The 15,464-nt window shown below is 63.6% G+C and carries 14 protein-coding genes; 10 read left to right on the forward strand and 4 right to left on the reverse strand.

Annotation, left to right across the window (positions count from 1 at the left end):
- Positions 1-166: 166 nt before the first annotated feature.
- Together HB778_RS21115 and HB778_RS21120 are read left to right on the forward strand one after the other, a co-directional pair.
- A complete protein-coding gene (locus tag HB778_RS21115) occupies positions 167-1,936 on the forward strand; it encodes an AMP-binding protein (protein WP_183456669.1) in 1,770 nt (589 codons plus the stop codon).
- 199 nt (positions 1,937-2,135) lie between these two features.
- Positions 2,136-3,239, forward strand: a complete 1,104-nt coding sequence (locus tag HB778_RS21120; RefSeq protein WP_183456671.1) for a calcium:proton antiporter — start codon at positions 2,136-2,138, stop codon at positions 3,237-3,239.
- A 46-nt stretch (positions 3,240-3,285) separates the two neighbouring features.
- Here the strand turns inward: HB778_RS21120 and HB778_RS21125 are convergent, their stop codons facing one another.
- A complete protein-coding gene (locus HB778_RS21125; protein ID WP_183456673.1) occupies positions 3,286-4,194 on the reverse strand; it encodes a LysR family transcriptional regulator in 909 nt (302 codons plus the stop codon).
- Between the two features lie 79 nt (positions 4,195-4,273).
- Here HB778_RS21125 and HB778_RS21130 point away from each other — a divergent pair, with 79 nt between their 5' ends.
- A complete protein-coding gene (locus tag HB778_RS21130; RefSeq protein ID WP_183456675.1) occupies positions 4,274-5,104 on the forward strand; it encodes a class I SAM-dependent methyltransferase in 831 nt (276 codons plus the stop codon).
- Positions 5,105-5,116: 12 nt separating this feature from the next.
- Positions 5,117-5,641 (forward strand): hypothetical protein, encoded by a 525-nt coding sequence (locus HB778_RS21135; protein ID WP_183456677.1) that lies wholly within the window; start codon positions 5,117-5,119, stop codon positions 5,639-5,641.
- A gap of 92 nt (positions 5,642-5,733) precedes the next feature.
- Here HB778_RS21135 and HB778_RS21140 read toward each other — a convergent pair whose 3' ends face one another.
- Positions 5,734-6,642 carry a hydrogen peroxide-inducible genes activator gene (locus HB778_RS21140; protein ID WP_183456680.1) on the reverse strand — a complete coding sequence of 303 codons (909 nt, stop codon included), beginning with the start codon at positions 6,640-6,642 and terminating at the stop codon, positions 5,734-5,736.
- A gap of 148 nt (positions 6,643-6,790) precedes the next feature.
- Between HB778_RS21140 and katG the strand changes: the two genes are divergently transcribed.
- On the forward strand, positions 6,791-8,980 hold the full coding sequence (gene katG / locus HB778_RS21145; RefSeq protein WP_183456682.1) for a catalase/peroxidase HPI: 2,190 nt from the start codon (positions 6,791-6,793) through the stop codon (positions 8,978-8,980).
- 76 nt (positions 8,981-9,056) lie between these two features.
- Here the strand turns inward: katG and HB778_RS21150 are convergent, their stop codons facing one another.
- Positions 9,057-9,734 (reverse strand): MIP family channel protein, encoded by a 678-nt coding sequence (locus HB778_RS21150; RefSeq protein ID WP_019860000.1) that lies wholly within the window; start codon positions 9,732-9,734, stop codon positions 9,057-9,059.
- A 301-nt stretch (positions 9,735-10,035) separates the two neighbouring features.
- Here HB778_RS21150 and HB778_RS21155 point away from each other — a divergent pair, with 301 nt between their 5' ends.
- From HB778_RS21155 to HB778_RS21165, 3 genes are all read left to right on the forward strand, one after another.
- A complete protein-coding gene (locus HB778_RS21155) occupies positions 10,036-11,325 on the forward strand; it encodes an RsmB/NOP family class I SAM-dependent RNA methyltransferase (protein ID WP_183456684.1) in 1,290 nt (429 codons plus the stop codon).
- A gap of 130 nt (positions 11,326-11,455) precedes the next feature.
- Complete coding sequence (locus tag HB778_RS21160; RefSeq protein ID WP_023686843.1) at positions 11,456-11,914, forward strand: PaaI family thioesterase; 459 nt, start codon at positions 11,456-11,458, stop codon at positions 11,912-11,914.
- On the forward strand, positions 11,914-12,549 hold the full coding sequence (locus tag HB778_RS21165; RefSeq protein ID WP_183456687.1) for a 5'-methylthioadenosine/S-adenosylhomocysteine nucleosidase: 636 nt from the start codon (positions 11,914-11,916) through the stop codon (positions 12,547-12,549). Before HB778_RS21160 ends, HB778_RS21165 begins: the two co-directional genes overlap by 1 nt.
- Before the next feature lie 12 nt (positions 12,550-12,561).
- Here the strand turns inward: HB778_RS21165 and HB778_RS21170 are convergent, their stop codons facing one another.
- Positions 12,562-12,879, reverse strand: a complete 318-nt coding sequence (locus HB778_RS21170; RefSeq protein ID WP_183456689.1) for a hypothetical protein — start codon at positions 12,877-12,879, stop codon at positions 12,562-12,564.
- A gap of 84 nt (positions 12,880-12,963) precedes the next feature.
- On the opposite strand from HB778_RS21170, the gene HB778_RS21175 reads away from it, so the two are divergent.
- Positions 12,964-13,446: a MarR family winged helix-turn-helix transcriptional regulator gene (locus tag HB778_RS21175; protein WP_183456691.1), complete on the forward strand. Its 483-nt coding sequence runs from the start codon at positions 12,964-12,966 to the stop codon at positions 13,444-13,446.
- Between the two features lie 56 nt (positions 13,447-13,502).
- On the forward strand, positions 13,503-15,065 hold the full coding sequence (gene guaA / locus HB778_RS21180) for a glutamine-hydrolyzing GMP synthase (RefSeq protein WP_183456692.1): 1,563 nt from the start codon (positions 13,503-13,505) through the stop codon (positions 15,063-15,065).
- Positions 15,066-15,464 lie beyond the last annotated feature (399 nt).

Here is a 15,464-nt window from a genome sequence, read left to right on the forward strand (position 1 = left end):
GCGGGTGGGGTCGTCCCACGTCGAGCACTGCCTGAAGGACCCCACCCGTCCATCCGCCTTCGGCGGCTGTCCACCCTCCCCTCGAGGAGGGGAGGGATCGACCATCGACAGGATTTCCACTGCCCCGCCGGGCTGATAGACTCGATGCGGCCTGGAGGGAACAGCGATGCCGGTTAATCTCGACGAGCTGAAGAACGCCACCAATCTGCGCGGCGGCGCGCGCGCCGGCAGCGTCTTTATCGCACCCGTCGATGGCAGGGCGCATGTCTCGGGCGAGCGCAAGGTGCCGCTGCTCGACAAGACCATTCCGGCACTTTTCTCCGACACCGCCAGCAAATACGCCACGCAGGACGCCGCCGTCTTCGTCGGCCAGGACAAGCGCTTCACCTGGAGCGAGCTGTCGGACACGGTGGATGCGCTCGCCGCCGGTTTCCTGGCGTTGGGCCTAGAGAAAGGCGACCGCGTCGGCATCTGGTCGCCCAACCGCTGGGAATGGCTGGTGACGCAATTCGCCACCGCCCGCATCGGCCTGATCCTGGTCAACATCAACCCGGCCTACCGGCTGACCGAGCTCGAATATGCGCTGAACAAGGTCGGCTGCAAGGCGTTGGTCACCGCCGTCAGCTTCAAGACTTCCGATTATCTCGGCATGATCGAGACGCTCGCGCCGGAAATCGCGAAGGCCACGCCGGGCAAGCTCAAGGCGCAAAAATTGCCTGATCTGAAGATCGTCATCCGCATGGGCGAGGACAATTCGCCAGGCATGTTCAATTTCGCCGACGTGCTGGCCATGGCCGGCCGCGACGAGCATGACAGCCTCGACCGCATTTCCGAGGGGCTGAAACCGAACGATGCCATCAACATCCAGTTCACCTCGGGCACGACAGGCGCACCAAAGGGCGCGACGCTGACGCACCACAACATCGTCAACAACGGCAATTTCGTCACCTCGGCGATCAAGCTCACCGTCGAGGACCGGCTCTGCATCCCGGTGCCGCTCTATCACTGCTTCGGCATGTCGATGGGCACGATGGGCTGCGTCACCAAGGGCGCGACCATGGTTTTCCCGGGCGAGGGTTTCGACCCCGGCGCGACGCTGAAGGCCGTGGCGCAGGAGCGCTGCACCGGCCTCTACGGCGTGCCGACCATGTTCGTCGGCATGCTCGACCATGCGGATTTCCCAAGCTTCGATCTCTCCAGCCTGCGCACCGGCATCATGGCCGGCTCGCCATGCCCGATCGAGGTGATGAAGAAGGTGGTGTCGCTGATGCATATGTCGGAGGTGACCATCGCCTACGGCATGACCGAGACCAGCCCGGTGTCCTTCCAGAGCGGCGTCGACGATCCGCTCGAAAAGCGCGTCTCGACGGTCGGCCGCATCCATCCGCATGTCGAGGTCAAGGCCATCGATGCCGATGGCGCCACCGTTGCGGTCGGCGCGCCGGGCGAACTCTGCACGCGCGGCTATTCCGTGATGAAGGGCTATTGGGACGACGAGGAGAAGACTCGCGAGGCGATCGACAGCGACGGCTGGATGCACACCGGCGACCTCGCCACGATCGACGCAGAGGGCTATTGCAACATCGTCGGCCGCGTCAAGGACATGGTCATCCGTGGCGGCGAGAACGTCTATCCCAGGGAGGTCGAGGAGTTCCTCTACCGCCATCCCAAGGTCAGGGAGGTGCAGGTGTTCGGCATTCCCGACCAAAAGTATGGCGAGGAGCTGTGCGCCTGGATCGTGCTCAAACCCAACCAGATAGCCACCGAACAGGAGATCAAGAATTTCTGCGCTGGCCAGATCGCCCACTACAAGATCCCCCGCCACATCCGCTTCCGCACCGAATTGCCGATGACGGTGACCGGCAAGCCGCAGAAATTCCTGATGCGTCAGGCGATGGTGGAGGAACTGGGGCTGGTGGTGCAGAAGACGGCGTGAGGGGTGGGCGCCTCGATTTTGTCGTTGCGCTCAATAATGCCAAGGTCGCGCGACCTTGCTGCATCTTCAGGAGCCGCGGGTCGGTGTCGTTTGCCGGAGTCGAACGCCGGGCGATGGGCTTGCCGGCTTTGCGATGACATTGGCTGAGGCGCTCCCCACAGGCTTTCCGCAAGGTTCGCAGAAACATATGGGAGCTTGAATGACTGGTTTCGGACGATCGGCGATTTCCTACGCGATGCCCCTCGCTGCGCTAGCGATGGCTGTCGCCGTCAGAGCCAGTGGGCTGTCGGTGGACCAGGGTTCGCTGAACGCCAGGATCCTTGTCGGTGCGCTGTCGTGTGCGATCATGTTCGTCACCATTTTCGTGGTGCTCGACCACGCCGAGGCGGTAGCTCGGCGGGTAGGGGAGCCGTACGGCACGCTGGTGCTGACGTTTGCCGTCACGGCAATCGAAGTGTCGATCATTGTTTCCATGATGCTGCATGGGGAGAACAACCCGACGCTGGCACGGGAGTCCGTCTTCTCGACGGTGATGATCACATCCACCGGCGTTGTCGGCATGTGTCTCGCGCTTGGCGGCTGGCGTCATCGCAAGCAGGCCATCCTGCGGCAAGGGACCAGTGCCTATCTGGCGGTTCTGATCGCGCTGACCGTCATGACGCTTATTCTGCCGACCTACACCCAGACCACGGATCCCGGCACGTTTTCGGCAGCCCAACTTGGTTTCGTCAGCGTCCTTTCAGTGCTGCTCTATGCAAGCTTCGTGTTCGCGCAGACCGTCCGGCACCGGGAAGACTTTACCCAGGGACAACCACACGACGTTTCGGTGCGCGCTGCGCCTCACGGGAGCATCTTTGCCAGCGCTCTTCTGTTGATGGCCGGGCTGATCGGAATTGTCATGCTCGCCGAACAGGTCGCGGCAAGCGTCGAAGATACGCTCGTTGCCTACCAGGTGACCCAGGCTGACAGCATTGTGGGGGCAATGATCGCGGGGCTGGTGTTGATGCCGGAGGCCATTTCGGCGGTGCGCGCTTCACTCAACAACGAGCTGCAGCGCGGCTTGAATGTCGCGATGGGTTCGGCTTGCGCCACGATCGGCCTGACCATACCGGGAGTCGCAGCCGCCAGCCTGCTGACCGGGAGAGGACTGACCCTGGGGCTGCCGGCTGCTGATGCGGTCCTTTTGGCCTTGGCGCTTTTCATATGCAATGTAAGCTTCAGCACTGAAAGAACGACGTTCTTGACCGGAATGGTCCATCTTGTAGTATTTTTTACTTATGTATTTCTGATATTTATACCATGAGAGCTTTGGTGCAAGCGAAGCGCCAGAGGCGGCATCCTTCGCTATCTCAGACCCCGGATTTGAGGTGGTCGATGAAGGCGCGCAGCTTCGGCAGGATCTGGCGCTTGCCGGGATGATAGAGGAAGACGCCCGGCGCCGTCGCGGCGATGGTGTCCAGCACTGGCTCGAGTTTTCCCTGGCCTATCGGACCTTCGGCGACGGGCCGAGGGATCTGCGCCAGCCCGATCCCACGCATCGCGGCCCCGAGCAATGTCGGGTAGTCATGCGCGATCAGCGGGCCTGAGACCATGGCCTCGATCGCCTCGTTGCCGTCGACGAACGTCCAGGGCGCGATGGCGCCGTTCGAACGGCGCAGGCGCAAGCAGGCGTGGTGGCGCAAGTCGTCGACACGCTCGGGGCGGCCATGGCGCTCGAGATAGTCAGGGCTGCCGACGACGACGAACGAGAATGACGGGGTCAGCCGCACCGCGACCATGTCGGTGGCGATGAACTGGCCAAGGCGGATGCCGGCATCGAACCCGCCGGTCGCCAGATCGACCATCTCGTCGCTCGCCGCGATCTCCAGTTCGACTTCGGGATAGGCCTGGCAGAACGACGCGATCACCGGCTCCAGGATCAATGGCACGACGGCGCGCGGCACGGACAGGCGCAGCAGACCGGTCGGCCGCTGGCCGACATCGCGCGCGGCCTCGCCGGCGGCGACGATCTCCTCGAAGGCAGGGCCGGCACGGTCGAGGAAGCGCTTACCGGCCTCGGTCAGGCCGACACTGCGCGTCGTGCGGACAAACAGCGCCGCACCAAGCCGCGCTTCCAGCGCGCGCACCGCCTGGCTCACGGCCGAAGGCGTCACGCCGAGATCGGCGGCGGCGCGGCGGAAGTTGCGGCGTCTGGCGACAGCCAGGAACACCTCGACGCCCTCCAGCGCCCCATGCTGGATTGTGTAGTTCTGCTTCATGGGTTGTTGTGATTACAGCGGATAGTCGAACGATGGAAGCGGGCTTAGGTAAGAGTCTGAAGACAGGAGGCATCTTGCCATGACCGATGAACTTGATGGGGTGCGCGACCATTATCGCGCGACCGGCCTGACTGAGCGGCTAAAGACGGTGCTGGCGGCTCTCGGCCCGGAGGATCGGCTTCTCACCCCGCAGCAACTGGGCACCCTAGACCAGTTTCACACCCGTGGGCTTGCGGCGACCGCCGAGCTTGCCCAATTGGCGGGCATCGCAGCGGGAATGTCGATCCTGGACGTCGGCTCGGGTATCGGCGGGCCGGCGCGCTTCCTGGCTGCGACCTATGGCTGTCAGGTTACCGGCGTGGACCTCAGCGAGCCTTTCGTGGACGCCGCGCGCTATCTGACCGAGCGCACGGGACAGAGCGAGCAATTGTCGTTCCAGGCCGCCAACGCCCTGGAGCTTCCATTCGATGACGGTCGTTTCGACATCGTGCTGCTTCAGCATGTGGCGATGAACATCTTCGACCGGGCGCGGCTCTACCGCGAGCTTCGGCGCGTGCTGAAGTCAGGCGGCAGGTTTGCCACCTTTGACGTCGTGCTGGGCGGCGGCGAGCCGCACTATCCGCTTCCCTGGGCGCGGACGCCGGCGACAAGCTTCCTGCTGACGATCGACGCGACGCGGGAGACGATCGAACCGGCAGGCTTCCGCATGCTGGCATGGCAAGACGACACTGAGGCCGCCAAGGCCTGGTTCGCCCAGTTGCGCGCGTCGGGTCCGCCGCCTTCGCCAAATCTTGGCGTGGTGATGGGGCCGGACTTCGCCGAGCTTGCAGCCAATTTGGGACGAAATCTCATGGAAGGCCGGCTCGGCATCCTGACCGCGGTGTTCGAGGCCGCATCGACCAACAGCTGACAGGAGACCACAATGTCGACGGAAATCCTTTTCCAGACCCATCTCGTTCTGGGTTATGTCGCGTGGCTGCTTTGCTTCAGCGCGTACATCTGGCCCTGGCTGAGCTCGATGGACGGGGTCGCGGCGCAACGCGCCATTGCCACGCTGCACAGTTTCCGCTTTTTCGGGCTCGTCTTCATCCTTCCGGGCGTCGTCAGCCCCGATCTGCCCGCCAGCTTCGCCACCTTTGCCGCCTATGGCGACTTCGCAACTGGAGTGCTGGCCATGCTGGCGTTGCTCACGGTGCGGATACGTCCGCTCTTCTGGCCGTTCGTCGTCGCCTTCAATGTCATTGGGATAGTCGACCTCATCGTCGATTATTACCAAGCCATCCAGGCCGATCTTCCTGCTCATGCAGGATTGTTTGGCGCCACCTACGCCATCCCCGTCATCTACGTGCCGCTGCTGATGATCACGCACATCGCCGCCCTCTATTTTCTGGTGCGTTCACGCCAGAACGAGACTCACGCCATCGCAGATAATGCGACGGCCTCCTAGGTCATCTGGAGCGCGAGATGATCGCCAACCCGAAATCGCCGAGAACCCGCGAGTTCCTGTCCCGGGTTCCGTGATGCCCGGTCCGTTCGCTCTCACGCGGCCAGCACCACCGCGCCGAGGCTGCGAATGATCTTCGCCAGTTCCACACACTCCCCATGCCTCGCATTATTCCGCCGCCAGGCAAGGCAGATCATGCGTTGCGGCATCGGCTCCTGGAACGGCACGATCTTCAGGTCGGGGATGGTGCCGGCGGGCCCCGTGGCCATTTCGGGGATGAGCGTGACGCCGAGCCCATGCGCCACCATCTGCAACAGCGTGGTCAGGCTGGTGGCGCCGTAGCTGGCCATCGCCACCGGCCGCACATTGCCGCAGACGGCGAGTGCCTGTTCGCGCAGGCAATGGCCTTCCTCGAGCAGCATCAGCCGCTCCAGCGCCGGGCTTTCGGGCGGCACTGGCGGCGAGGCGAAGGCCGGATCGCCCGCCGGCACGGCGAGGAAGAACCGGTCGGAAAACAGCGCCTCGGTGATCAGGCCGGGATGATCGAGCGGAAGGGCCGCGATGAAGGCGTCGAGCTTGCGCGAGGCGATGTCTTCGACCAGCGAGGCGGTGACCGCCTCGCGCAATTCGAGCAGCAAGGCCGGGAAATGCTTTTTCAGTTCGGGCAAAGCGCGCGGCAAAAGATAGGGCGCGACGGTCGGGATGATGCCCAGCCGGAAACGCCCCTCCATGGCCGTGCGGCCGCGCCGGGCCGTGGTTTCGACGTCGCGTATGTCGGCCAGGATGCGTTCGATGCGCGGCAAGAGCGCGATCGCTTCGTCGGTCATGCGCACCGACTTGCCGCCGCGTTCGAACAGCCGACAGTTCAGCCGCTGTTCCATTTCCGCGATCTGCGAGGACAGTGCCGGTTGGCTGACACCGGCGAGTTTTGCCGCACGCCCGAAATGCAGCGTCTGCGCCAGCGCGTCGAAATAATGCATCTGGCGAACTGTCAATCCGATCATAAGAAAATCCTATCGAAATGAACAGGAAAGGCAATTTGTTTTTATCACGAATGCGGCCTAGTCTGGAATCATTCCAAGATGGTGCGGCCGACGAGCCGCCCCCAAAATCTTGGCAAAGATCAAAACTCGGCAAAATCGGAGACTGAAGATGGACGCGAACACCGATGACAAAAGCGCGGGCAAATGCCCCGTCGCGCACGGAGCCGTTGGCAGGACCAATCGTGACTGGTGGCCGAACCAGCTGAACGTGCAGATCCTGCATCAGCAGTCGTCCCTGTCCGACCCGATGGGCGAGGCATTCGACTATGCCGAGGAATTCAAAACCCTCGACCTCGACGCCGTCATTAAGGACCTGCATGCGCTGATGACGGATTCGCAGGAATGGTGGCCGGCCGATTTCGGCCATTACGGGCCGCTGTTCATCCGCATGGCCTGGCACAGCGCCGGCACCTACCGTATCGCCGACGGTCGCGGCGGCGCCGGGGCCGGCCAGCAGCGTTTCGCGCCGCTCAACAGCTGGCCTGATAACGTCAACCTCGACAAGGCCCGCCGGCTCTTGTGGCCGATCAAGCAGAAATATGGCCGCAAGATCTCCTGGGCCGACCTTCTGATCCTGACCGGCAACGTCGCGCTGGAATCGATGGGCTTCAAGACCTTCGGCTTTGCCGGCGGCCGTGCCGATGTCTGGGAGCCCGAGCAGGACGTCTATTGGGGTCCCGAAGGCAAGTGGCTGGCCGACGAGCGCTACAGCGGCGACCGCGACCTGCAGAATCCCCTCGGCGCCGTGCAGATGGGCCTGATCTACGTCAATCCGGAAGGGCCGAACGGCAATCCGGATCCGCTGGCCGCGGCGCGCGACATCAGGGACACCTTTGCGCGCATGGCCATGAACGACGAGGAGACCGTCGCACTCATCGCCGGGGGCCATACGTTCGGCAAGACCCATGGTGCCGGCGATGCGAGCCTGGTGGGTGTCGAGCCGGAAGGCGCCGACATCGAGCAGCAGGGCCTTGGCTGGGCGAGCAAATTCGGCACCGGCAAGGGCGGTGACGCCATCGGCAGCGGTCTGGAAGTCATTTGGACGACGACGCCGACCAAATGGAGCAACAACTTCTTTGACAATCTATTCGGCTTCGACTGGGAGCTGACCAAGAGCCCGGCCGGCGCGCATCAGTGGACGCCGAAGGGTGGTGCGGGCGCCGGCACGGTGCCGGACGCACACAATTCGGCCAAGCGCCACGCACCCTCCATGCTGACCACCGATCTCGCGCTGCGTTTCGATCCGTCCTATGCAACGATCTCGAAGCGCTTCCATGAGAATCCGGATCAGTTCGCCGACGCTTTCGCCCGCGCCTGGTACAAGCTGACCCACCGCGACATGGGCCCGGTCGCCCGCTATCTCGGCCCGTTGGTTCCGAAGGAAGAACTGCCCTGGCAGGACGTCATTCCGGCGGTCGATCATGTGCTGATCGACGAGCAGGATGCCGAGGCGCTCAAGGCCAAGATCCTGGCTTCCGGCCTGTCCGTGTCGCAGCTGGTTTCGACGGCCTGGGCTTCGGCCTCGACCTTCCGTGGTTCCGACAAGCGCGGCGGTGCCAATGGCGCGCGCATCCGCCTCAGCCCGCAGAAGGACTGGGCCGTCAACCAGCCGGCCGAGCTGGCCAAGGTGCTCGACAAGCTCGAAGCCATCGCCAAGGACTTCAACGCTGCGCAGACCGGCAGCAAGAAGGTCTCGCTTGCCGACCTGATCGTTCTCGGCGGCAACGCCGCCATCGAGAAGGCCGCCGGCCATAGCGTCGACGTTCCGTTCTGGCCGGGCCGCATGGATGCCTCGCAGGAGCAGACCGACATCCACTCCTTCGCGCCGCTGGAACCGACGATTGACGGCTTCCGCAACTACGCCAGCGGCAAGCAGCGCCTGACCGTCGAGGAGGCGCTGGTCGACCGCGCGCAGTTGCTGACGCTGACGGCGCCGGAACTGACCGTTCTCGTCGGTGGCCTGCGCGTTCTCGGCGCCAATGCCGGGCAGTCCAAGCACGGCGTCTTCACCAACAAGCCGGAAACGCTGAGCAACGACTTCTTCGTCAACCTGCTCGACATGGGCACGGAGTGGAAGGCGACGTCAGATGCCAAGGACGTGTTCGAAGGCCGCGACCGCAAGACCGGCGCAGTCAAGTGGACCGGCACCCGTGCCGACCTGATCTTCGGTTCGCATTCGCAGCTGCGTGCGCTGGCCGAAGTCTATGCGACGGTGGACGCCAAGGCGAAGTTTGCGAAAGACTTCGTCGTGGCCTGGACAAAGGTGATGAACGCCGACCGCTTCGACATCGCCGGCTGATCAAGGCGAAGTTTTCTCCACTCAACAAAAAAGGCGCGGGCCATGACCCGCGCCTTTTGCATTTCAGCTTCGAAAATCAATCCTTCTCGAAGATGCGCGCCTTGGCGACGACGCCGGCGATGGCGCCGCCGATCAGCGGTGCGACGATGAACAGCCAGAGCTGGCTGAGCGCGGCACCGCCGGTGAACAGCGCCGGGCCGATGGAGCGGGCCGGATTGACCGAGGTGCCGGTGACCGGGATCATGGCGAAGTGAATGCCGGCCAGCGTCAGGCCGATGACCAGGCCGGCAAACGCCGTCGAGTGCTTTTCAGCGGTCACGCCGAGGATCACCGTGACGAAGGTGAAGGTGCCGATCAATTCCCACAGGAAGGCCGAGCTCATGCCCCATTTCGCCACGTCCCAGCCATTGGCGCCGAAGTTGGTGATGGGTTCGCTGGCCTTGCCGGAGACGATAATCCACAGCGCCAGCGAGGCCAGGATGGCGCCGATGATCTGCGCGATCCAGTAGGGGATGACGTCCTTGGCCGGCAGCCGGCCGGCAAGGAAGACGCCGAGCGTCACCGCCGGATTGAGATGCGCGCCCGAAATCGGACCGATCGCGTAAGCGGCCGCGATGAGGCCGATGCCGAATGCCAGACCGATGCCTTCCTGGCCGAGCGGCAGCGCGCCGCCAAAGCCGCCCGTCACCACCGACGCCGTGCCGATGAACACCAACAGAAACGTGCCTAGAACTTCCGCCAGATAAGTTTTCATTGCCCTCTCCTCGTAGCGATCCGCCGGTCCACGTTTTCCGCGCCGCGAATCATGGTGTGAAGAGTATTCCCAACGGAAAAACTTGGAAAGCAGAGCGGTTGCGCCACAAGCCGTGCTTGCGGTCGCCAGTTTCAAACATTAGAGACCTTGCATCTATTGATCGATCTGCTGTTGCCGGCCCGCGATATCTATCGATCGGATGGATTTCAGGCCGCTTCTTCGTCGCTGATGGAGCGGGGTTCAATCCGGACGCGAAAGGCTCTAAGAGCAGGCGATCGATCTCGATTTGATGGAATGACCGATGCGACTGGGCGGACGGCTGGCTGCGGCCATCGAAGTGCTGGAGGACATTGGCCGGCGTCACCGGCCGGTGGCCGATGCGCTGAAGGATTGGGGCCTGTCGCACCGCTTCGCCGGCGGTGGTGATCGCGCGGCGATTGGCAACATCGTCTACGACGCGCTGCGCCACAAGCGCTCCGCCGGCTGGCTGCTCGGCGAGGACACGCCGCGCGCCATCGGCTTCGGCGCATTGCTGCTCGAATGGGGCCAGACGGCGCAGTCGCTCAACGACGCGCTCGACGGCGACAAGTTCGCGCCGCCGCTGCTCAGCGCCACCGAGCTGCAGACGATCGCCGGTCGCCAGCTTGCCGACGCGCCGCCCGCGGTGCGGGCCGACATTCCCGATTGGTGCGAACCGCTTTTCGAACGGGCTTTTGGCGAGACATGGGTTGGGGAGGGTGCGGCGCTGGCGACACGCCCGCCGCTCGACATAAGGGTCAACACACTGCAGGCCGATCGCGCCAAGGTGCTCAAGGAACTGGCCGACACGGGAGCAGAGGCCGCGCGCATCGCGCCGCTCGGCATCCGCATTCCGCCCATCGACGGCGACGGCAGGCACCCCAACGTGCAGTCCGAGCCGGCCTTCCAGAAAGGCTGGTTCGAGGTCCAGGACGAGGGCTCGCAAATAGCGGCGACACTTGCCGGCGCCGAGGCTGGCATGCAGGTGCTCGACTTCTGCGCCGGCGCCGGCGGCAAGACGCTGGCACTGTCGGCGGCGATGGACAATCGCGGCCAGATCTTCGCCCACGATGCCGAAAAGGCGCGGCTGGCACCGATCTTCGACCGCATCCGCCGCTCGGAAAACCGCAATGTGCAGGTCGTCACCAAGCCGGCCGAACTCAGCCCCCTCGCCAACCACATGGACATCGTGCTGGTCGACGCGCCCTGCACCGGCAGCGGCACCTGGCGGCGCCGCCCCGACGCCAAATGGCGGCTGACGCAAAGGCAGCTCGACGCCCGCAAGGGCGAACAGTCGGCGATTCTCGATGCCGCGAAGGTGTATGTCAAACCCGGCGGTCTGCTGGTCTACATCACCTGCTCGGTGTTCGACGAGGAGAATGGCGAGCAGATCGCGGCATTTCGCGAGCGGCACAAAGGCTTTGCGCCCGTCGATCATCGAAGTTTGTGGGACGGCCATTTTCCGGGCCACGAGGCAGCCGCGCGGATCGGCTCCGCCGGTGATATCTCACTGTCGCCATTGCTGAGCGGAACGGACGGGTTCTATTTCTGCGCGCTGCGCCGGACCAGTTGAGATCCGCCGAATCCCCGGCCACTCGACGCGTGACGGCCGGCGAGGCGGATTGTTGCAGTGCAGCAATTGAGATTGCCTGCCGCCGATCCCTCTGCGATAAGCTTTCCCGGCAAACGTGAAGGCAATTGCGATGGCAGCAAAGATCGTACCGGCTCCGGACTATGAGGATCGCGTCAGGGCGTCCTTCGCGCGTCAGCAGGCGATGGCGACGATCGGCGCCGAGCTGACATTGGTGACCCCCGGCATCATCGAGATCGAGATGCCCTATTCGGCGGCGCTGACCCAGCAGCACGGCTTCCTGCATGCCGGTGTCATCTCGACGGCGCTGGACTCGGCCTGCGGCTACGCGGCCTTTTCCCTGATGCCGGAAAATTCCGGCGTGCTGACCATCGAATTCAAGGTCAATCTCCTGGCGCCGGGCAGGGGCGAACGTTTCCTGTTCCGTGGCTCGGTGACCAAGCCCGGCCGCACCATCATCGTTGCCGACGGCCAGGCCTATGCCTTCGCCGCCGATGGCGAGGCCAAGCTGATTGCCACCATGACGGGGACGATGATGACGGTGGTTGGCCGCGACGGGATTGCAGGCTGATGGCCAACATTACCCGAATTGGCGGCAAGGACGTCCTCTTTGTCATGGCGGCGCTGGCCGAATATGGGCCGCATCTGCAAAAACTGTTCACGCCGCTGATGACCGGCGTCGGCCCGGTCGAGGCAGCCGTCCGGCTCGGCGCCGAGCTGTCCTGGCTTAAATCGGAAAAGGCCCTGCCGGACCTCGTCGTATCGCTCGGTTCAGCCGGCAGCCGGACCCTGGAACAGACCGAAATCTATCAGGCCGTCTCCGTCAGCTATCGCGACATCGACGCCTCGCCGCTGGGTTTCGAGAAGGGCGCAACACCGTTTCTCGACCTGCCGGTGACTGTGCCGCTGCCGTTTCGTATTCCTGAAATCAAGCAAGCCACGCTGTCGACCGGCGGCGCCGTCATCACCGGCGCTGCCTATGATGCAATCGCAGCCGACATGGTCGACATGGAGACCTTCGCCTGCCTGCGCGCCTGCCAGCTGTTCAATGTTCCCCTCATCGGGCTGCGCGGCATTTCCGACGGCGCGGCCGATCTCCGGCATGTCGGCGACTGGACCGAATATCTGCACGTCATCGACGAAAAGCTCGCCGACGCCGTCGGGCGGCTCGAACAGGCGGTCAGTGACGGACTGCTCGGCGCCTGATCGCAACAAGGATCAAGCCGCGAGGCTCTGCGGATCGCCGAAATCGATGCGCGAGATGCGCCCGCGCACAATGCCGGTCGCATCGACATAGTCGATGGCTCCCGGTGTGTGATCGAGTTTCCAGGAGCCGGTGGGGCCGTCCCGCCATTCGACCTTGTAGCCATCGTCCTGCAGTGTCCAAAGTCCATGGAAACGGGTGCCGTCCGGCAGCAGCATGTGCGCCCGGTCCCCGGTTTCGTAGTGGATGAAGGCGCTCTTGCCGCCCATGTCGACGACATGCGTGGTGCCGATCATGATAATGGCCAGCGTATCCTTGTGCAGAATTGTCATTATCCCTGTCCAAAGGTTCGAGTTCGAAAGCGCTCGACGCAAGCAAGATCGTCAAGTATCTTGACTATATGGAGTCGTAATAAAGTGGTCAAGGAGCTTGACGAAAAAACCGAAGTGCTGCCCGACCACGTCGGCTGGCGCCTGTGGCAGGCAAGCCGTGCCTGGCAGGCCGAATTCGCTGCCGCGATGCGCACCGCCGGCCACGGCTGGTTCACCGAAGCGCGCGCGGGGCTGCTAGGGCATATCCCCCGCGGCGGCATTCGTCAGGCGGCGCTGATCGAACGTTCGGCAATCTCCAAGCAGGCGGTCCAACAATTGCTCGACGGTCTGGAGGCGGAGGGCGTGGTGCAGCGTCTGCCCGATCCGCGAGACGGGCGCGGCAAGCTTGTCGGCTACACGCGCATGGGTCTGGATGCCTTGCGCGACGGCGACCGCATCAAGCTCCAGATCGAGCATGGCTATGTCGAGCGCATCGGCCAGCAGCGGTTCGCGGCGCTGATGGATGCTTTGCGGACACTCGATGCCGGGCAGGCGGACGCCGGCGATAAAAAGGCCGGCGTTCAGTGAACGGCGCGGCTTTGTAACCCATTGCGTCGACTCATTTCTTTCTCTAAACGCTCGCCATGACAACAGCCAATCATCCCGACACCGTCCTGATTGTCGATTTCGGCAGCCAGTTTACGCAGCTCATCGCCCGCCGCATCCGCGAGGCCGGCGTCTTTTCCGAGATCGTGCCGTTCCAGTCGGCCGAAGCCGCGTTCAAGCGCATCAATCCAAAAGCGGTGATCCTGTCCGGCGGTCCGGCCTCGACATCGGATATCGGCAGCCCGCGCGCGCCGCAGATCGTCTTCGACGCCGGCGTGCCGGTACTCGGCATCTGCTACGGCCAGATGGCCATGTGCGTGCAGATGGGCGGCGTCGCCGAAAGCTCCAACCATCGCGAATTCGGCCGCGCCTTCGTCGAGATCGAGAAAGACAGCCCGCTGTTCGACGGCCTTTGGGCCACCGGCCAGCGCCATCAGGTGTGGATGAGCCACGGCGACCGTGTCATCGCCTTGCCGCCGGGTTTTCAGGTCTTCGGCAAGTCGGAAAGCTCGCCTTTTGCCATCTTCGGCAATGTCGAGCGCAAGATGTACGGCATCATGTTCCACCCCGAGGTGGTGCATACGCCCGATGGCGCCAGGCTGCTCAGGAACTTCGTCCACAACATTGCCGGCATTGAGGGCGACTGGACGATGCGCGCCTACCGCGAACACGCGGTCGAGGCGATCCGCAAGCAGGTCGGCAAGGGCAAGGTCATCTGCGCGCTGTCAGGCGGGGTGGATTCTTCGGTCGCGGCGCTTTTGATCCACGAAGCGGTCGGCGACCAGCTGACCTGCATCCTCGTCGACCATGGCCTGATGCGCAAGGACGAGGCCGCGGGCGTGGTGGCGATGTTCCGCCAGCACTACAATCTGCCGCTGATCCTGGTCGATGCCTCGGAAAAATTCATCTCGGCGCTGGAAGGCGAGGTTGATCCCGAGAAGAAGCGCAAGACCATCGGCCGGCTGTTCATCGAAGTGTTCGAGGAAGAGGCCAAAAAACTCGGCGGCGCCGATTTCCTGGCGCAAGGCACGCTTTATCCCGACGTCATCGAAAGCGTCTCCTTCACCGGCGGTCCGTCGGTGACCATCAAGTCGCACCACAATGTCGGCGGCCTGCCCGAGCGCATGAACATGCAGCTCGTCGAGCCGCTGCGCGAACTGTTCAAGGACGAGGTGAGGGCGCTCGGCAAGGAGCTCGGCCTGCCCGAAAGCTTCATCGGCCGCCATCCGTTCCCGGGTCCTGGCCTTGCCATACGCTGCCCCGGCGGCATTACGCGGGAAAAGCTGGAGATCCTGCGCGAAGCCGACGCCATCTATCTCGACGAAATCCGCAAGGCCGGCCTCTACGACGCTATCTGGCAGGCCTTCGCCGTGCTCTTGCCGGTGCAGACGGTCGGCGTGATGGGCGACGGCCGCACCTACGAATTCGTCTGCGCGCTGCGCGCCGTCACCTCGGTCGACGGAATGACGGCGGACTTCTACCACTACGACATGGCCTTCCTGGGCGCCGCCGCCACGCGCATCATCAACGAAGTCCGCGGCATCAACCGTGTCGTCTACGACGTGACGTCGAAGCCGCCGGGTACGATCGAGTGGGAGTGACGGGGATACAAACGGCAGCGTTAGCGTAGCTTTGGTGACGACTTTCGCTATCGGAAATTGTTCTTGTATCCGTATCTCACTTCCACTGAACTGGCATTCTCCATCTCCGATCTGACAAGTTCGATCTGCGCCCATGTCTCCCATGAAGTAAGGCCTTTAAAGAGAGAGTGGCTGCAGCGTAGAACGGCGTGCGCAAAGGCGGGTCTGTTCCGCCTCGTCACGGCGATCAAGGTCCGGCAGTATGGCAGTTGGTGCGCTGGCGGGCTCTCGTCACGCTGCCCCGCATGTTCCGCCGCGCTTGGCTCATATCCGGCGTGCGCTCGATCGATCTCGCAGCCGGGTCTGGATGACTCTGGCCCCTCTATGTTCGACTATTAACTGTTCCATCAATTTGGATGT

This window comes from Mesorhizobium huakuii (assembly GCF_014189455.1).
Lineage (GTDB): Bacteria > Pseudomonadota > Alphaproteobacteria > Rhizobiales > Rhizobiaceae > Mesorhizobium > Mesorhizobium huakuii_A.